The 17,803-nt window shown below is 64.9% G+C and carries 14 protein-coding genes and 3 pseudogenes; 10 read left to right on the plus strand and 7 right to left on the minus strand.

Annotation, left to right across the window (positions count from 1 at the left end):
• Positions 1-109 precede the first annotated feature (109 nt).
• Both AACY44_RS27180 and AACY44_RS27185 read left to right on the plus strand, forming a co-directional pair.
• Positions 110-376: pseudogene (locus AACY44_RS27180) on the plus strand (ATP-binding protein); the annotation flags it as partial.
• 278 nt (positions 377-654) lie between these two features.
• Positions 655-1,827: a glycosyltransferase family 4 protein gene (locus AACY44_RS27185; RefSeq protein WP_260591704.1), complete on the plus strand. Its 1,173-nt coding sequence runs from the start codon at positions 655-657 to the stop codon at positions 1,825-1,827.
• 183 nt (positions 1,828-2,010) lie between these two features.
• Here the strand turns inward: AACY44_RS27185 and AACY44_RS27190 are convergent, their stop codons facing one another.
• Complete coding sequence (locus tag AACY44_RS27190; RefSeq protein ID WP_299107757.1) at positions 2,011-2,271, minus strand: arylsulfatase regulator; 261 nt, start codon at positions 2,269-2,271, stop codon at positions 2,011-2,013.
• A gap of 118 nt (positions 2,272-2,389) precedes the next feature.
• On the opposite strand from AACY44_RS27190, the gene AACY44_RS27195 reads away from it, so the two are divergent.
• The 5 genes from AACY44_RS27195 to AACY44_RS27215 are packed head-to-tail and all read left to right on the plus strand — an operon-like array spanning position 2,390 to position 6,098.
• On the plus strand, positions 2,390-3,064 hold the full coding sequence (locus AACY44_RS27195; protein WP_439843302.1) for a recombinase family protein: 675 nt from the start codon (positions 2,390-2,392) through the stop codon (positions 3,062-3,064).
• A complete protein-coding gene (locus AACY44_RS27200; RefSeq protein WP_299107751.1) occupies positions 3,057-4,709 on the plus strand; it encodes a DDE-type integrase/transposase/recombinase in 1,653 nt (550 codons plus the stop codon). The genes AACY44_RS27195 and AACY44_RS27200 overlap by 8 nt, the downstream gene beginning before the upstream one ends.
• The gene (locus AACY44_RS27205; protein WP_299107754.1) at positions 4,709-5,686 is read left to right on the plus strand and encodes an ExeA family protein; all 978 of its coding nucleotides are present in this window, start codon (positions 4,709-4,711) and stop codon (positions 5,684-5,686) included. The genes AACY44_RS27200 and AACY44_RS27205 overlap by 1 nt, the downstream gene beginning before the upstream one ends.
• Before the next feature lie 41 nt (positions 5,687-5,727).
• Positions 5,728-5,910 carry a hypothetical protein gene (locus AACY44_RS27210; RefSeq protein ID WP_143274547.1) on the plus strand — a complete coding sequence of 61 codons (183 nt, stop codon included), beginning with the start codon at positions 5,728-5,730 and terminating at the stop codon, positions 5,908-5,910.
• Positions 5,907-6,098: a hypothetical protein gene (locus AACY44_RS27215; protein ID WP_305738060.1), complete on the plus strand. Its 192-nt coding sequence runs from the start codon at positions 5,907-5,909 to the stop codon at positions 6,096-6,098. Before AACY44_RS27210 ends, AACY44_RS27215 begins: the two co-directional genes overlap by 4 nt.
• A gap of 474 nt (positions 6,099-6,572) precedes the next feature.
• On the opposite strand, the pseudogene AACY44_RS27220 reads toward AACY44_RS27215, so the two are convergent.
• The 5 genes and pseudogenes from AACY44_RS27220 to AACY44_RS27240 form a co-directional block, all read right to left on the minus strand.
• Positions 6,573-6,794 (minus strand): annotated as a pseudogene (locus tag AACY44_RS27220) (hypothetical protein); the annotation flags it as partial.
• Between the two features lie 166 nt (positions 6,795-6,960).
• A complete protein-coding gene (locus tag AACY44_RS27225) occupies positions 6,961-8,184 on the minus strand; it encodes an IS256 family transposase (RefSeq protein WP_112921552.1) in 1,224 nt (407 codons plus the stop codon).
• Between the two features lie 21 nt (positions 8,185-8,205).
• Entirely contained in the window at positions 8,206-8,598 is a 393-nt protein-coding gene (locus AACY44_RS27230) for a hypothetical protein (RefSeq protein ID WP_339442618.1), read from the minus strand.
• Between the two features lie 7 nt (positions 8,599-8,605).
• Positions 8,606-9,163, minus strand: a complete 558-nt coding sequence (locus AACY44_RS27235; RefSeq protein WP_339426638.1) for a hypothetical protein — start codon at positions 9,161-9,163, stop codon at positions 8,606-8,608.
• Entirely contained in the window at positions 9,160-9,786 is a 627-nt protein-coding gene (locus AACY44_RS27240) for a recombinase family protein (protein ID WP_339472255.1), read from the minus strand. Before AACY44_RS27240 ends, AACY44_RS27235 begins: the two co-directional genes overlap by 4 nt.
• 94 nt (positions 9,787-9,880) lie before the next feature.
• Between AACY44_RS27240 and AACY44_RS27245 the strand changes: the two are divergent.
• From AACY44_RS27245 to AACY44_RS27255, 3 genes and pseudogenes are all read left to right on the plus strand, one after another.
• A pseudogene (locus AACY44_RS27245) lies at positions 9,881-12,127 on the plus strand (Tn3 family transposase); the annotation flags it as partial.
• A 149-nt stretch (positions 12,128-12,276) separates the two neighbouring features.
• Positions 12,277-13,329 carry a tyrosine-type recombinase/integrase gene (locus tag AACY44_RS27250; RefSeq protein ID WP_339485063.1) on the plus strand — a complete coding sequence of 351 codons (1,053 nt, stop codon included), beginning with the start codon at positions 12,277-12,279 and terminating at the stop codon, positions 13,327-13,329.
• On the plus strand, positions 13,326-15,380 hold the full coding sequence (locus tag AACY44_RS27255; protein WP_305738063.1) for a tyrosine-type recombinase/integrase: 2,055 nt from the start codon (positions 13,326-13,328) through the stop codon (positions 15,378-15,380). The genes AACY44_RS27250 and AACY44_RS27255 overlap by 4 nt, the downstream gene beginning before the upstream one ends.
• Here AACY44_RS27255 and AACY44_RS27260 read toward each other — a convergent pair.
• The coding region (locus AACY44_RS27260; RefSeq protein ID WP_339531492.1) for a Tn3 family transposase at positions 15,264-17,803 on the minus strand (2,540 nt) is incomplete at its 5' end. The genes AACY44_RS27255 and AACY44_RS27260 overlap by 117 nt on opposite strands.

Here is a 17,803-nt window from a genome sequence, read left to right on the forward strand (position 1 = left end):
CGCCGTCATCTTCGGCGAGCGCTTCATCAGGGCCATGGCGGCGTAATGTTCAACCGCCCGCCCACACACGGAAATCCTGACAGTGCCAGGGCAAGTCGATCAAGGAGATCGCCTTGCTATCGTGATCGAACGATCCTGCGTGCGTACCGGCGCCAGGGTCAGATATTACAACACGATTGACCTGGTGAACCGGCTCGAGGCAGAGACGCGCGCCGGGCGGATCGCTGAGCATCTGTCGCGGCTCGATCTCGTGATCCTCGACGAACTCGGCTATCTGTCGTTCGCGCTGTCGGGCGGTCAGCTGCTGTTCCACCTCGTCAGCCGCCTTTACGAGCAGACCTCGATCGTGGTCACCACCAACCTCGCGTTCGGTGAATGACCGACGGTGTTCGGCGACGCACATGCCGACGTTCCTCAGCCCCATCATCAGGCTCGACATAGCGGGGTCAATGTTGGGCACCGATCGGGGGTCAAGATTCCACGCCGGTTGACATCGATGGGGAACGGACGGACATAACGGCCCCAATAGACGAGCAGGCGGACGGACGAAAGCCAAAGCCAAGGCCAGGCGAGCCATTGACCTGCCTAAGAACCTTGTTTAGCGCGCTTGCTCATCTGATCGTGCTCGATGCATATCATACAGGTTAGTTGTTAATGCTGAACGGCGCGAAGCAGCCTCGGGATCTGAACGGGCCTCGAAAAATAACGGTGATGTCGAACGCCGCGAATACGTTGATCCGGTTTCGTGGGCATCTGCTGGAATTACTGGTTCGGCGGGGGCACGATGTTCATGTGCTTGCTCCGGAATATAATACTGAGCAGGCGAAACACCTGAAAGACATGGGTGTTACTACTCACACCTATCATATCGACCGCGCGGGGCAGAATCCACTATCCGATCTGCGCACGCTGCGCGATCTCACGCGCTGGTTCCGTCGTGAACGACCCGACGTCAGCCTGACATTTTTCATCAAGCCGAATATATACGGCGGGCTCGCCGCAGCATTGGCCCGTGTATCGCGCCGCATCGGCATGGTGGAGGGCCTGGGCTACCTATTCATTTCGAGCGGCCCGGACGGGCTGGCCAAGCGGGCATCAAGAACTCTGGCCATCTCCTTGCTGCGCGCCTCGTTTGCCCGCGCCCATCGTGTCATCTTTCTCAACCCGGATGACCGCGCAGAATTTGTCGAGCGACGGATTGTTGCGCAGGATTGTACCATGTTGCTTGGCGGAATCGGCGTGGACCTTGACGAATTCGTCGACACCCCCGTCCCAGCCGGCCCGCCCTCGTTTCTGCTGATCGCGCGCATGCTGCGCGAAAAAGGCGTGCTGGAATTCGTCGAAGCGGCCGGCGTGCTAAAACGCGAGTTTACCGACGCACGCTTTCGTCTGGTCGGCGGACTTGATCCCAGCCCCGGAGGAATTTCCGCCGATCAGATGCGCGCCTTTGCCGCCACGGGCTCGGTGGAATGGTCGGGCGAACTGCCCGACGTGCGCCCCGCGATTGCAGAGGCGCGCGTCTATGTCCTCCCTTCCTACCGCGAAGGCGTGCCTCGCAGCACGCAGGAGGCGATGGCGATGGGCCGTGCGGTCGTCACATCGGATGTGCCGGGATGCCGCGAGACGGTGGTGCCCGGCGTCAACGGCTTCTTCGTGGCCCCGCGCGATGCACAAAGCCTGGTGGACGCGATGCGCCGCTTTTGTACCGATCCCGACCTTGCGGTTTCAATGGGCCGCGAGAGCCGGTTGATCGCCGAGGCAAGGTTTGACGTCAAGAAAGTGGACGAACGCCTGTACGCCACGCTCATGGGTGACGATCAGGCTTAGGGGTTAGGTGTTGGCGCTTGCAATCGTAGCGGTGCCTGCTCGCAAACGAAGCGGTTTTCTGCTCGGATTATCTGACAATGGGCGGAGCGTTCTGCTCACGCTATCCGCAAATGTGCTCGCCATCATCCGGCCCTGCTCGCAGTCATGGTCGCCTGCTCACATTATCTACCAGCGGGAGTGGCGTCAGCGTGGCACCCGGATGGAGCCGTCCGCGATCCCTTCGGCGACGTTTGAGAGCATGACGGCGTAGCGGTGCAGGCCGGGGAAGCGACCAGCGTTTCTCTCGATCTCTTCGCCGTATCCGGCATCGAGCAGCGCCTTGAAGTCCGGCATCACGTCGAACATGCCGCCGAGCAGATCGATATCGGAAGCACCGATCAGCAGCAGGGCATTCGCATGGGCGTCTAGGCGTTTCATCGTCTCCAGCATTTGGGTTTTGGTCATCACACCCTCTCCGCTTGCGTGGTGTCATCGCCTATTATGCGCTGGCCCTGTTCGCGAAAACCTTCCTTTCTGACGATCCTGCCGGCGCGTTAGAGCGGTCACGCATTTCTGCGGCATCTTGTTTGTCAAAACTGTTCTGGAAACCAGCTTCGCAAAACGCTATGCCTTCGACGGGTTTGGAGAAGGTCGAGGGGTCATGCGGGTCGGTTATGCCAGGGTCAGCACCAGCGACCAGAACCCCGACCTGCAACTGGATGCATTGCGCCGCGCCGGGTGCGAGCGGGTCTTCACCGAAAAGGCATCGGGTGCCCGCGACGACCGCCCCGAACTCGCTCGCATCCTGGGCGAGGTACTACGTGCCGGCGACACGCTCGTGGTGTGGAAGCTCGACCGCCTCGCCCGCTCGCTGAAGAAGCTGATTGCTTCTGCGGAAGAACTGGAGCGCGAGAAGATCGGGCTGGTGTCGCTGACCGAGAATATCGACACCACCACGCCGGGCGGCATGCTCACCTTCCACGTGTTCGGCGCGATCGCCCAGTTCGAGCGCGCCTTGATCCGCGAGCGTACCACCGCCGGGCTTGTCGAGGCGCGCCGGCAAGGTCGCAAGGGCGGGCGTCCGCCCTCGATGCGTCCGGCCGACGTGACGGCCGCGCGCGCGATGATGACCGAGGGGTCGCTGCCGGTGCGGGATATCGCCCGGCGCATGGGTGTGTCGGTCGCCACGCTGTACCGCTATGCCGGCAAGCGCGGGCGCGCCGCTGCCGTGAAGGAACCAGTCGCGGCACATGGCTGACGCGCGGAAGCGACCGCCCGGTGAGGCATTGGTCGAGCTTCGCCGACGGCTATCGCTATTGTCTCCGCGTGATCCGGGCCGCACCGAAATCGTCGCCCGCGCGGCCGAGGCTTACGGCATCTCGGTCTGGACGATGTACCGCGCGCTGCGCGAGTTCAATCGGCCCAAATCCGTGCGGCGCAGCGACCATGGCGCGTCCCGTGTCGCGCCGCAGCCGCAGATGGAGCGCTACGCCGAGATCGTCGCGGCGCTGAAGATCCGCACCACCAACGGCAAGGGGCGGCGCGTGTCTACGGCGCGCGCGATCCAGTTGCTGGAAGGCGAAGGGGTCGAAACCCCCGAAGGTCTGGTGAAGGTCGAGCCGGGCCTGTTGAAGCGGGCGACGATCGACCGGATGCTGCGCGCGTCGGGGCTGGACCATGCCCGGGTAACGCGCCCCGGTGCAGCGGTACGCTTCCAGGCACGACGTTCGAACGAACTGTGGCACTTCGATATGAGCCCGTCCGACCTCAAGCAGGTGGAGGCACCGCTATGGATCGAGGAAGGACGCGGTCGGCCAATGCTGATGCTGTTCTCGGCGGTGGATGACTGTTCCGGTGTGGTCTATCAGGAATATCGCGGTGCCTATGGCGAGGATGCGGAGTCGGCCCTGCGCTTCCTGTTCAATGCGTTCGCCGCCAAGCCCGAACCCGAGTTGCCGTTCCAGGGCCTGCCGGTCACGATCTACATGGACAATGGCCCAGTCAGCCGGTCGAGTGTCTTCCAGTCGGTGATGGGCAGTCTCGGTATCCGCGTCCTGACGCACCTTCCACCCAAACAGGGCGACCGTCACACTGCCGCGCGCGCCAAGGGTAAGGTCGAGCGCCCTTTCCGCACCATCAAGGAGGTGCACGAGACGCTGTACCACTTCCACAAGCCCAAGGACGAGGAAGAGGCCAATCTATGGCTGCGCCGCGCGCTGGTCACCTACAACAATGCCGACCATCGCTCCGAGCCGCACGCCCGCATCGAACACTGGCTGCGCCATCTGCCGCCCGAAGGCGTCCGGGCGATGTGCTCATGGGAGCGGTTCTGCGCCTTCGCGCGCCAGCCTGAGCGCCGTAACGTCGCCGGTGACGCGACCGTCTCGGTCGAGGGCACGACCTATGAAGTCGAGCCGCATCTCGCCGGCGAGACGGTGACGCTGCTATGGGGGTTGTTCGACCAGGCGCTGTTCGTCGAGCACGACGGCAAGCGCTTCGGCCCGTTCGAGCCGTCGCGCGGCGCGGTGCCGCTCTATCGCTACCGCAAATACCAGAAGAGCCGGGCGGAAGAACGGCTCGACAAGGTGGTGCGGCTTGCCGACCAGCTCGGTCTGCCCCGTGCCGCGATCACGGGTGGTGACCGGCCCTTGCCGTCGCTGCCGCCTACCACCTCAGGGCTTGCCGTGCGGCGCACACCCTTTCCGGACCCGGTCGTCGAGACGGCCCATGCCACCGGCCTTGCCGCCCGACAGGCGATCGTCGAACAGCTCCGACTGCCGCTGGGCTCGCTGCCAGAGGAGGATCGTGCCTTCATCGACGCATTGCTCGGCGAGACGTTCGACAAGGCCATCATCGCCGATCGCATCCGCGACCGGTTCCTGTCACGACGAAGGACCAGTTGATGCTCGCCGACGTGCAATCCAGCTACGGCCTCGCCCGCCCGTTCCAGGGCGCGGGCAATTTCGAGACCGAGCATCAGCGCGTCATCGTACGCGAAGTCTGCGCAGCGGTGCAGACCGGACGGCTGATCGTCGTCTCCGGACTGGTCGGTTCGGGCAAGACGCACCTGCTGCGCCGCATCGAGGACGAACTGGCGCGCGCCGGCAAGGTCGCGGTCGCCAAGTCGCTGGCGGTGGACAAGCGGCGCACCTCGCTTACCTCGCTGATCGAGGCATTGTTCTACGACCTGTCGTCCGGCGACCGCGCGCAGGTGAAGATCCCCAAACAGGCCGAACGGCGCGAGCGCGACCTTCGTGATCTGATGCGCAAGGGCAAGCGCCCGATCGTGCTGGTGGTCGATGAAGCGCACGACCTGCACCACAAGACGTTGACCGGCCTCAAGCGGCTTATGGAAGTGGTGGCCGATGCCGGCGTGCTGCTGTCGGTCCTGCTTGTCGGGCATCCGCGCCTGCGCAACGATCTGCGCCGCCCGCAGATGGAGGAGATCGGCTACCGGACCACGACCTTCGACTATGAGGGGATCGGATCGGCACGTCGGGATTATGTCGCCTGGTTGCTCGGTGCGTGCGCGGCAGAGGGGGTGAAGGTCGCCGACCTGATGGACGAGGACGCGATCGACCTCATCGCCGAACGCCTGCGTACTCCGCTCCAGATCGAGATGCACCTGACGCTTGCCTTCGAGCAGGGTTTCCGGTTGGGCGCAAAGCCCGTCACCGCCGGGATCGTCGAGCAGGTGCTGTCACGTGCGATCGACGACCTGGAACCGACGCTGACCCGAAACGGCTACGATGCCGTCACGCTTACCGCCCACCTCGGCGCCCGGCCATCCGATGTCCGCTCCCTGCTCGCAGGCACGCTCGATCCCGAACACACCCGGGAACTCACCGAACAACTACGCGCGGCCGGCGTCCCGGTGTGAACCGTGCGAAACCTGTCAGTCATATCGAAAGGATGAAATCCGTGTTCGCCAAGACCATCACCGCAGCAGGCGTGATCGTCGCGCTGTATCTCGCATACCACCATGCTTGGTCCGGCATGGTCATCGCCGGCCTTGTCGCCATCCTGGCCGCACGGTGGAGCGAGTTGTCCCGCATGCGTCGCATCTGGCGCGGCGATCGTGCTGCCCGGGAGGTCCAGTCGTGAAGTTGCCGGGCTGGGCCTTTGGCGCTCTCACCGGTGTCCTCGCCGTCGCGCTGGGTGCGCTGATCGAAGGCGTCTTCGTCCATCCCTGGCCCGAGGTGCTCCACAACCTGTCGATCAAGACGGCGATCATGGTGCCGGTATTCGCCCTGACCTACCATTTCCTGTTCGGGAGGCAGCGTGGTCACTGATCTCGACACTCTCGTTATCGTCGATGGCATCTGGGCTTGCCGGGCATGATCGGGCGAAACTGGACCAGCAAAAGCGCTGTTGTGCGCTTATCATGCTTGCTGCCTGTGCTCGCCGGCATGGTCCTTCCGGCAATCAGTAGGCGGTTCCACTGGTCGATCGGCATCACACCGAGCTTTGTAATGCTGACGTTGGCTATAGGATGGACCGGTTTCGTCGTCTGGCGAACAACCATGAACGCTCATCAACGCGGCGACTATTTTGGCGATATCGGCCCCTGACACCATGGCGATGCCGTTGGCAGATAATGTGAGCAGGTGATTATGATGGCGAGCAGCGCTGGATGTTGGTGAGCACATTGGCAGATAGCGTGAGCAAATCGTTTTGCTCATTGTCAGATAATCCGAGCAGAAATCCGCTCCGTTTGCGAGCAGATGCCGCTACGTTGGCAAGCGCCTACAGTTAGGGCTGTCAGCCTATGGCAAGCGCCCTAGGTGTTTAGTCGGCATCTGGTGGATTGGATTGACGATGAACCGGTCTGGCTCTGAGGTCCAGATTTTGGCGATGTATTCGTAGTGTGTGAGGCCGCTCAGCGCCTTGAGCCGGCGAGCGAAGTTGTAGGCGGCCCTGAAGTCGGCGAGGTGCGTTCGTAGCTGGTCATGGCTGTCATAGTGGAAGCGTTTGACGGTCGCCTCCTTGGGGTCGGTTCCGGTTGAGGGCGAAATGACACCCTAAGCGTGGGGCACGAAGCACGTGGTCTGAGTTTATGGTCGAGCCGGCCGTTCATCGGGCATTCGCGCCGCGATGCGGTTTCGCCGCTGCCGGCACTGTCAGGATTTCCGTGTGTGGGCGGGCGGTTGAACATTACGCCGCCATGGCCCTGATGAAGCGCTCGCCGAAGATGACGGCGAACTGGGCCTTGGCCATGGACCACTCCCGTGGCGGCATTTTCCACTCTTTCTCCGATCGGTTCAAGATCAGATAGAGCAGCTTGGTGGCAGCCTCGTCGCTGGGAAAATGGCCCCTGGCGCGGACGGCGCGTCTGAGCTTCGAGTTCAAAGCCTCGATCGCATTTGTGGTGTAGACGATCCGGCGGACCTCGTCGGGGAACGCAAAGAACGGGATCACTTCGCCCCAGGCGCGCCGCCAGCTTTGGCCGATGGCAGGATAGCGTTGGCCCCAGGGGCCGGCCTCAAACGCGCTCAGCGCCTGTTCGGCCGCCTCTGCGCTGGGCGCGCGGTAAATCTCCTTGAGCGCGCTGGCGAGGTTCTTGCGGTCTTTCCAGGACACGAAGTCCATCGAGTTCCTGAGCAGATGCACGATGCACGTTTGGACGATCGCGTCGGGGAAGACGGCGGTGATCGCCTCGGGGAAGCCCTTGAGGCCATCGACGACGGCGAGCAGGATATCCTCGGTGCCGCGGTTGCGCAGCTCGTTCATTACCCGCAGCCAGAACTTCGCACCCTCATTCTGCTCGAGCCACAGGCCGAGGACCTCCTTCGCGCCGTCGGCGCGAACGCCCAGCGCGATGTGAATGGCTTTGTTGCGAACTATGCCCTCGTCGCGGATCTTGACCCGGATCGCGTCGAAGAAAACCAGCGGGTAGATCGGATCGAGCGGCCGCTGCTGCCACGTCGCCACCTCGTCGAGCACGGCGTCGGTCACCGTGCTGATCAGATCCGGCGACACGTCGATCCCGTACAGATCGTGGAGATGCCCGGTAATCTCGCGGGTGCTCATGCCGCGCGCATACATCGACACGATCTTGTCGTCGAAGCCGGGAAAGCGGCGCTGATACTTGGCGATCAACTGCGGATCGAAGCTCGCCTGACGATCGCGTGGCACGTCGATCGCCAGCTTGCCGGTGTCGGTCATCACGGTCTTCCGACCGTAGCCGTTGCGCGTGTTGCCGGCACCGTCCTGGCCGGCCAGGTGATGATCCATCTCCGCGTTCAACGCGCGCTCGGTCAGCGCCTTCTTCAGCGAATCGAGCAGGCCACCTTGGTCAAATGCAGCACTCGCGGCACCGCCCGCCAGCAACTGGTCGAGAAGCTCATTCGGTATCGCAGGTTCTTTGCGTCGGGACATATGGGATCTCCTCTTTACCCATTATGCCCGCCCACACACGGAAATCCTGACAGTCCCCCGCTGCCGGATCTTCAGCGGCACCGCGACCACAACGAACAGCCCCGCAGCACAGTAGAACCAGACCAACCCTGTATCGCGTTGCCGCAGGGCAATGCAGATGAGACAGGAAACCGCGACGATCGGGGTTATCTTGGTCACCCACCACAAGGCCGATCCCCATCCGGGTTGATCGCGCATGTCCTTGTTTACTATCAGCACGATCAACGTCGCCGCGACCTTCAGGCCGATGGCAAGAGCGGCGATCCAGCTCAAAAAGTCGATCAGGGTGGAGAAGCCGAACGTCAGCATCACATGATGATGCGACGCAGCTTGTTGCCGGGCAACCTGTAATCCGTCCTGGATGGTAAGGGACAAAGCCGGATCATATGTCGGTGAGGTCTTCGGGGTAACGCCCACCAAGCTGGCAGAACAGGAACCAGGTTTCCTGTCCCCGTCCGGTCAGGAGCAGGTGTTCCGGCCGATCTGGCGCATGATCGAGCAGGTTCAGGCGGACGAGCGGCCTGATGTTGCGTTCACCGATCAACCTGCCAGGGTTGCGACCTTGTGCGATGATGGCCCAGCCCGGCGTGCCGCGTTCAGTGATCGCAGGTGCCAGATGGCCATCGCGCGACCGGCTGCCGTCACCGCCCAGGATAGCCAGGCAGGTACTCCAGAAGGCTTCGCGGGGGCGCGGCGGGATCAGCGCCCATTCGACCGGGCCGGTATCGGACTGTTCCGGCAACGGGGTCGATGCTGCGGGACCGTCCCGCACGCCGTCCCGATATGCGCGCTCCAGCGCTTGGGCGATGGCACCGGCGGTATCGACGGTAAGGCCGTACTTCCGATCGGAGCGGTCCTTGGCGACGATCGCGCGCGCGATTTCACGAAACCGCGCCTTGCGCCGAGGATCCGGCGGGAATTTTCCGGGAAGTCCGGTCATGCCGCTTCCTCGACCGACGCTGCATCCACCCGTGCCCGTCCGACGATAGCGGCGACAGTATTCTTGCTGAGGCCGAGGTCGCGCGCGATCCAGCGATAGCTGCGACCTTCGGCGACCAGCGCCAGCACCTTGGGGGCGAGCCGGTCGGACTTCGGTCGGTCGCCCGCCTGCCGACCGAGTGTTCGACCCCGTGCCCGCGCTGCGGCGAGACCGGACCGAACCCGCTCGCTTAGCATGTCGCGCTCGAACTGGGCGATGCCGGCGAGCATCGTCGCCATCATCCGCCCGTGAGGCGTATCGACCTCGAACGTCATGCCACTCATCGCGACGACCGACACGCGCCAGCCCGACAGCCGGTTGAGCGTATCGAGCAGGTCCTGCGTCGAGCGTCCCCAGCGGCTGAGTTCGGTGACGAGGACCGCATCGATGTGACGCGCCTGCGCCAGCTTCATCACCTCGCCGCGCGCCGAGCGGTTGGCCTTCATCCCCGAGGCGGTTTCGCGGAAGACCTCGACCACCTCATAGCCGCCCCGTTCGGCGAAACCGACGAGGTCGCGCAACTGCCGCTCGCACGACTGGTCGGCGGTCGAGACGCGGGCGTAGATAGCGGCGCGTTGTCCCAATTGAACCTTCCCGAACACCGGCCCCGAAAAGCCTTGATTTGCGCGGGGTCAGTGTTGTCCAAAACAGACTTCTGTTCAACCGGGACAAAGCCGCATGCCGAGACGCCATATCCTGAGCGCCCGGCAGCGGTCGTCGCTGCTCGACCTGCCGACCGACGAAGCGTCGCTGCTACGGCATTACATCCTGGCGGACGACGACCTGATCCACATCGACCGGCGACGCCGACCGGAAAACCGGATCGGCTTCGCGCTGCAACTGTGCGCGCTGCGCTATCCGGGACGAATGCTGGTGCCGGGCGAGGTGATCCCGCTCGCGGTATCCGCCTTCCTCGGCGCCCAGCTCGGCATCGCCGGTGACGTGCTCGTCCGCTACGCCGTCCGGCACCAGACCCGCCAGCAACATATGGAGGTGCTGCGCTCCATCTACGGATACAGGACGTTTCCCGGTCAGGGCGCGCCGGCACGGACGTTCCGTGACTGGCTGTTCGCCGAAGCCGAGCAGGCACACTCGAACGACGATCTCGCCCGGCGCTTCATCGCCCGCTGCCGCGATACCATGACCATCCTGCCGGCGATCACGACGATCGAGCGCCTGTGCGCGGATGCGCTCGTCGCGGCCGAACGCGGCATCGAGAAGCGCATCGCATCGCGCCTTGATCTTGTCGCCTGCACCCGGCTCGACCGGCTGACGACCGAAATGCTGCCGGGGGCAATCAGCCGCTTCATCTGGCTGCGCCGGATCGAGCCGGGCAACAATTCCGCCGCGGCAAACCGACTGCTCGACCGGCTTGAGTTCCTGCGTGCGATGAACCTCGATGCCGGCCTGCTCGGCGACGTCCCGCCGCATCGCGTCGCCCGGCTGCGCCGACAGGGCGAACGTTACTTCGCCGATGGCCTGCGTGATCTCGGCACCGACCGGCGTCGCGCCATCCTCACTGTCTGCATCATCGAGTGGGCCACCTCGACTGCGGATGCGGTGATCGAGACGCATGACCGGATCGTCGGGCGCACCTGGCGCGAGGCAAAACAGTTGCATGACGCACGTGCCGCGGAAACGAGAGGCGGGGTCACAGCGACGCTGGACGGCTTCGCCGCGCTCGGCCAATCGCTCATCGAAGCGCATGGCGACGGCGCGTCGCTGGAGGATGCGGTCGCGCGTGCGGCGGGATGGGACCATCTCACCCGCCTCGTCGCGACGGCCAGGGTTCTGACGGACACGCTTGGCGATGATCCGCTGGCGCATGTCGATCAGGGGTATCACCGCTTCCGTCGCTATGCCCCGCGTATGCTGCGCTGCCTCCATCTCCAAGCCGCGTCGGTCGCGCGACCCTTGCTGGACGCGGTGATCGCCATCGCCACCAAAGACGCGCTCCCGGCGACCGACGATTTCCTGCGCCCACATTCCAAATGGCGGCGTCAATTGCGGGCGAAGGGCGACGATGATGCGCGCCTCCGAGAAGTCGCGGTCATGTTCCATCTGCGCGACGCGCTGCGCTCGGGTGACATCTGGCTCGACCGCTCGCACCGGTACGGTGACCTTCGCAACGTCCTCGTATCGATGGAAGTCGCGCATGCTGCGAAGCTGGCCGTACCGTCCGATCCGCATGTCTGGCTCGCGGACCGCAAGGCCCGTCTCGCCGATGGCCTCGCCCGGCTCGGTCGCGCCGCGCGCAACGGTACGATCCCGAAAGGCAGCATCGAGGACGGGACGCTGCGCATCGATCGCCTGACCGCCGATGCGCCGGACGGGATCGATGACCTGGTGCTGGACCTTTACCGTCGCCTGCCGCCCATCCGCATCACCGACCTGCTGCTCGAAGTGGACGCCGCGCTGGAGTTCACCGACGCCTTCACCCATCTGCGCACCGGCATACCGTGCGGCGACCGGATCGGCCTGCTCAACGTCCTGCTCGCCGAGGGATTGAACCTGGGCCTGCGCAAGATGGCCGAGGCGTCCAACACCCATGATTACTGGCAACTGTCCCGTCTCGCACGCTGGCATGTCGAAAGCGCGGCGATCGACCAGGCGCTGGCCAACGTGGTCGCCGCGCAAGGCGCGCTGCCGATGGCGCGGGTCTGGGGCATGGGCACCACTGCCTCGGCCGATGGCCAGTTCTACCCCGCCGCGCGGCAGGGCGAGGCGATGAACACGGTCAATGCCCGCTACGGCAACGACCCCGGCATCAAGGCTTATACTCACGTCAACGACCGCTTCGCGCCGTTCGCATCGCGGACCATCCCCGCAACCGTCAGCGAGGCACCCTATCTGCTCGACGGGCTGACGATGAACGAGGCCGGGCGACGGATCGAGGAGCAGTACGCCGACACCGGCGGGTTCACCGTTATGTGGACAGCTTGGCGACGCGGCAGGTTGCCTGTGCTACCATCGCGCAGCTGCCATTTCCGTGAAGGAGGCGGGCCATGTTTGTGGTCAAGCATAGCCGCTCGGGCGGCCCTCTGGTCGAGCTTGTCGACGGAGTCGGCGCGCCTGTGCCACCCGTCCGCGACTATCTCGCCTATCTGGCTGCGCGCGGCTGCTCACCGCATACCGTCAAAGCCTATGCCTATGACCTGCGGCATCTCTTTACCTTTCTACACACCGAGGCGCTCGACTGGACGGCGCTGACGCCGGCCCGCGCCGTTGCTTTTCTCCTGCATCTGCGCACCACGCCGGCACGCGGCAGACACCCTGCCGGCACGGCGCAGGCCGCCGATAGCCGTTTGGCGCCGGCCAGCGTCAACCGCGCGCTGGCGTGCGTGTCGTCGTTCTATGATTGGGCGCTGCTGGCCGGATGCACCAGCGGCACCAACCCGATCGTCAAGGTCGAGGCGCGCGCCGTGCTACGCTCGGTCGATCGGCACCGACCGTTCCTGCAGGGCATCGCATCGGGCGCACCACTCCGCCAGGCGCTCGCCGTCAAGATGGTGCGCCGGGTGCCGCGGCCGCTGTCGGACGAGCAGGTAGCGACGATCGTAACCCTGCTGCGCTGCCGTCGTGACGTAGCGCTTGTCCGCCTCATGCTTGATGGTGGCCTGCGGCCGGGCGAAGCGCTTGCGCTCAAGCTCGAGGACGTCGCCTACGGCCGCAGGCGGATCGTGGTGCGCCAGCGCGACGACCATCCGCGCGGCGTGCGCGCCAAGGGCTGGCGCGAGCGCGTCGTCGACCTGCATGAGCCGGCGACGCTTGCCGCGATCGCCGATTACGTGACCGCCGAGCGCCCGCGCGACACCGGCAGCCCCTACCTCTTCCTCGTCGGCGGCAACGGGGCGCGCCGGGCTGAGCCGCTCTCCTACGCCGCGCTGGCCAAGCTTTTCGCCCGATCCTGCGAGCGGGCCGGCATACGCGAGCCCTGGATGACCCCGCACGCCTGCCGGCACACGCACGCGACACGCATGTGGGAGGGCGGCATGCGCGAGCTCGCCCTCATGCGCAGGCTTGGTCACGCCTCCCCCGAGTCCACCCGCATCTACACGCGCGTGTCCGACCCGGCGGTCGTCGCCGAGTACCGCCGCGCGCTTGGCCTCGATGTGTCAGCGCCATGAGGGCCGGACCGATCTCTGCCGCCGCAGCAGCGATCGGCGAGCACCCGGCCGCACCAGTGATCGCTCAGCACTGCGGCGAGGCAGAGTACGCCGCGCACGTCGCGGGTGTGGATATCTGCGATATGTACAAGCGCCAGCTGCGGCAGATCCACCGCCGCTTCCGCACACAGTGGCCCGATCTTCGCGACTGGCTCGCTGCGCCACTGCCCGAGCGCGTCGGCCGCCTCGATGGCGAGCGGCGGCAAGCGTCGAGCCACAAACTTTCCTATCAAGCGCGCCCCTACATCCACTTTCTCGCGTTCACCGACAGGCTGCGCATCGACTACCCATGGCTGCTCGCCGTTGGCAAGACACGTCCGTCGGTTGTGCTCGACCGGCTGTGCATCGACCTCGGCATCGACCGCCTTGCCGACGAGGGTGAAGCCCTCGGCTTTAATCGCTCGTCGATTCGGCTTTCCATGACCTGGATGCTGCCGCGCATCGCCATGCACGAGGGCGTGCGCTCGCCCGACCTGCTGCGGCCCGAGCATATCGACCGGCTGCTCGCCGCCGTCCGCGACTTCGCCTCGCATCCCGACCTGCCGGTCTTCTTCGGTGCGCGCGAGCGCTACGGTCCGCAGTTCGCCAAAAGCTGGATCACGCATGCCAGCCAGCTCGGCACCATCCTCTACCATCGTGGCCAATCGAGCCGGCAGCCGCGCAAGTTCATGCCAGCCTACGCCTCGCACCCGCTGCTGCCGTCTGCGATGTGGGCACTCGTCCAGCGCTGGCTCGCAGCGCGCGCGTCGCAGCTGCGCCCCAGCACGGTTTACCACCACGAGATCGCGCTCAGGCGCTTCCTCGAGCACCTGGGTCGCGTCGCGCCCCAGGTCTGCCGCTTCGAGGATGTGACGCGCGAGCACGTCGAGAGCTTCTTTCGCGCGATGATCGACGAGCCGAGCGCAGGCAGCGGCGTGCCCTTGTCTCTCATCACACGGCGCAACCGCACGAACTCGCTTGCGCTGTTTTTCCGCGATACCGTCGCTTGGGACTGGGAAAGCGCGCCGCAGCGCCAACTCGTCGATTGCCGCGACAAGCCGCCGCACCTCGAGCGCGTGCCCCGCTATATCCCCGAGGAAGAGCTAGCCCGCGTGATGAGCGGCATTCGTGCGCTGGTTTGCCCACTCCAGCGTGCGGCGCTGCTGACGCTGCGCTGGTCGGGCGCTCGACGCGGCGAGGTGCGTCGCCTCGCACTCGATTGCCTCGACCGCTACCCCGACGGCACCGCGCGGCTGCGCATTCCTGTCGGCAAGACCGGCCGCGAGCGGATGGTGCCGCTCCATGAAGAGGCGGCCGACGCGCTCCAGGCCGTGGTGGAAGCACGCCGGAGAGGGCGCGACCGCGCAATGGTCGACGAGCGGACCGGTGACCGACTACGCTTTCTCTTCGTAGATCACGGCAAGTTGTTATCCGAATACTACCTCTTTGAAACGCCGCTGGGCGAGGCGTGCCGGGCGGTTGGCTTGGTCGATGCACGAGGCCGCCATACCGTCACTGCACACCGCTTCCGCCACACCCTCGGAACGCAGCTCGCCGAGCGCGGCGCGAGGCTTGATACGATCATGAGCGTGCTCGGCCACGAGAGCCCGGCGATGTCGATGGTCTACGCAAGGATCTCCGATCCCGAGGTGCTGCGCGACTACCGTGCGGTGCTCGGGCCGGGTGCGGTCATCGCCGGACCTGGCGCCGAGGCTCTGCGGACCGGGCGGCTGACAGCGGGCGCGGTCGATTGGTTGCGCACCAACTTCTTCAAGACCGAGCTCGAACTCGGCCACTGCCTGCGTCTGCCCGAGGAAGGCCCTTGCGAGTGCGACCTATATCTCACCTGCTCGCGGTTCGTCACTACGCCGGCCTATACGCCTCGACTGCGCGAGCGTCGCGCAGTCGAGCTTCGCCTAATCGAAGATGCCCGCGAGCGCGGCTGGGGACGCGAGGTCGAGCGGCACGAGTGTGTCGTCCGCCGGATCGATACGCTGCTCGTCGATCTCACCCGTAGCTCCTCGGGATGCTGATTTTGAGGCGGGTCGTCTTCCGCCTGCGGCGGTTGCGCTCGATGGCATGCGAGGAAACCTCGCATGCCATCGAGCGCCTGAATAGTATCTTATAAATGGCCGGGTGGGATTGATTGTCCAGATAACCACCGCGCCGCCTGTGTCGGTATAATGCTCTTCGATCGACAGCCCTGTCTGGTGGTACAGCAGGCCATCGAGGACATAGGGGGCCTCGCCTGCGGTCGCGGCAATCACCCGCGAGCCGAACGGGTCATACTGATCCGAGATATGCGTGTAGAACGACACACCGGGTTCGTTGCCGTTGCGGGCGTTGATGTCGCTGATCGCGGCACCACGCCCACCTGCGTGGAATTGCTGCCCGTCGCTCGATGAGCTGATGCCGCTGCCCCATAATCCGGCGAGCGGTGTTGCGCGATGCGCCTCGATGAGTCGCCCCAGCGCCTCGCCATAGGCGGCTTCGCTGATGTGCCAGTCATGCAGATGGGCGAGCTGGCGTAAGCTGGCGCCTCGGCAACTGTCCGCCATGCGCGTCAGCCCAAGATTGATGCCGTCGGCGAGTATGACAGTCAGCAACGCATTGCGGTCGTCGGCCGGACGGCCCGAGCGCCGATGGGTGAAGCAGTCGCCGAAGCCGGTCCATGCATCCACATCGAGCAGGATATCCGTGATCTTCACGCGGGGGAGACGGTCATAGGCAGTGCGGCGCGCGGCTTCGGCTACGGGCGGCGTAATCGCCTTCAGCGGCGAGATCATCAAACCGTTTTCGTCGAGCCGGACCTGGGGCAGTTCGCCTTGCCGGGCCAGCACTGTGACCCGCTCGATTGCACGATCGAACCGCACGCGTTGATCTTCGATATGACGATCGAACCCGGTCTCAATTGCTAGCGGAAGCGGCCCCTTCCCGCGCAGCGCCGCGAAGGTGGCGTGCGGAATGAGATAGCTGTCGAAGTCGCGATACTGTCGGCTGCCCGCCACCCAGATATCGCCGGCCCGCAGCCGATCGCGAAGCTGGGAAAGCGCGCAGAGTTCATAGGCCGCACGATTGACCACACCATCGCGGATCACGAACGGACGCCAGCCCGCCGGCGCGAAGTGCAGCGGCACCTTGTCGGGCAGGCGCCGTTTGCCGGTGTGGTAGAGATCGGCGATGATGGTGAGCGCATCAAGGATGCCCTGGACCGGTCCGGCACCGCGAAACGCGAACGCCCGCAGGAATTGCCCGGCGAACAGCTTCACCGTGCGATGCAGCTCAATCAGTTCGGCCGTGCGGTCGATCGTCTCGGGACGGACAAGTATCTCTGCCTGAGCTACAGCGGAACTGAACCGCTCCCAGTCAAACCGGCCGATACGCGCAAGGGAGTCAACGCTCTTGGAGTGCGCGTCGATCAGCACGCGGCAGCTATCGGTTAGAGTACGTAGATGCCCCTGCATCTCGCGTACCGTCCTCATCGCCTTGTCGCGCGTCCGGTTTTCTGCGCGGCGCACCATGCTGCCAAGCAGCTTGTCGAACATGGTGAGCGCGGCGTCGGTCAGGCTTTCCTCGATCCTAATGGCTGCAGCCGCGAGCGTCGCGTGGCGGCGCATGGTCGCCAACTCGCCGAGATGTTGCGGCGTGATTCGCACTGCCTCGTCGGCTAATCGATCGAATGTCGCCGATGGGATCATTGCGGCGCGCGACGGATCGAGGCCGAGCGTCCGCACATGATCGAGCCGTTCGAGCAGGCGCAGGATGTTGCGCGCTGCCGGCGACTGCGGCGCGTTGCGCAGCCATGCCAGCCATGTCGTTCCCTGATCTGGTCGCCGAGCCAGCAAGGCGTCCAGCGCCGCCAGCTTGTCCGGCTTGATGCCGCTGGTCAGTATTTCATGGGTGAGATGTTCTGCCTGCTGGCGCGCGTGTCTGACGATCGCTTCGATGACAGCCGATGGCGGCAGCAGCACTCGTCGCCGTCGCAACTCGTCGATCACCGTGCCGGCGAGTAGGAGCGGCTGGGCAACAGTCTGCGCAACCGGCATCGCGAACGCCACGATCGCGCGAAAGTGGTTCCGGTTGAAAGCGGTATAGCCGAACCGCTGCATGAGATGGGCGAGATGCGCACGGCGTGTTTCATCGCGACGGGCGTAGTCGTCGAACGCCGTTGCCGGCACCTCGATCTGATCGGCGACAAAGGTGAGGATAGCACCCGGCGGTTTCTCACCGGCCTCCAGCACGCGGCCCGGCCAACGCATATACAGCAACAGCATAGCGAACCCGAGCCGGCTCGATGCTCCTCTCCGTTCGCCGACAAGATCGAGATCCTCGCAGCTGAGGGTGAAGTGGCGGGCGATTTCCCGCTCGTCGGTCGGGGGATCGTAATGTGGTGCGAGCGTCTCACTCGTCAGCAACCGCCGCCTTGCCATGCACCACGACCTTTCCACTCCTGTCC

Source organism: Pseudomonas sp. RA_15y_Pfl1_P11, from assembly GCF_963970975.1.
In the GTDB taxonomy this organism is placed as follows: Bacteria; Pseudomonadota; Gammaproteobacteria; order Pseudomonadales; family Pseudomonadaceae; genus Aquipseudomonas; species Aquipseudomonas tritici.

Bases quoted from the DNA above. Each gene is read 5' to 3' on its own strand.
- AACY44_RS27255 (WP_305738063.1), top strand. From the start codon at position 13,326: ATGAGGGCCGGACCGATCTCTGCCGCCGCAGCAGCGATCGGCGAGCAC.
- AACY44_RS27225 (WP_112921552.1), bottom strand. From the start codon at position 8,184: ATGTCCCGACGCAAAGAACCTGCGATACCGAATGAGCTTCTCGACCAG.
- AACY44_RS27205 (WP_299107754.1), top strand. From the start codon at position 4,709: ATGCTCGCCGACGTGCAATCCAGCTACGGCCTCGCCCGCCCGTTCCAG.
- AACY44_RS27200 (WP_299107751.1), top strand. From the start codon at position 3,057: ATGGCTGACGCGCGGAAGCGACCGCCCGGTGAGGCATTGGTCGAGCTT.
- AACY44_RS27235 (WP_339426638.1), bottom strand. From the start codon at position 9,163: ATGACCGGACTTCCCGGAAAATTCCCGCCGGATCCTCGGCGCAAGGCG.
- AACY44_RS27190 (WP_299107757.1), bottom strand. From the start codon at position 2,271: ATGACCAAAACCCAAATGCTGGAGACGATGAAACGCCTAGACGCCCAT.
- AACY44_RS27185 (WP_260591704.1), top strand. From the start codon at position 655: ATGCTGAACGGCGCGAAGCAGCCTCGGGATCTGAACGGGCCTCGAAAA.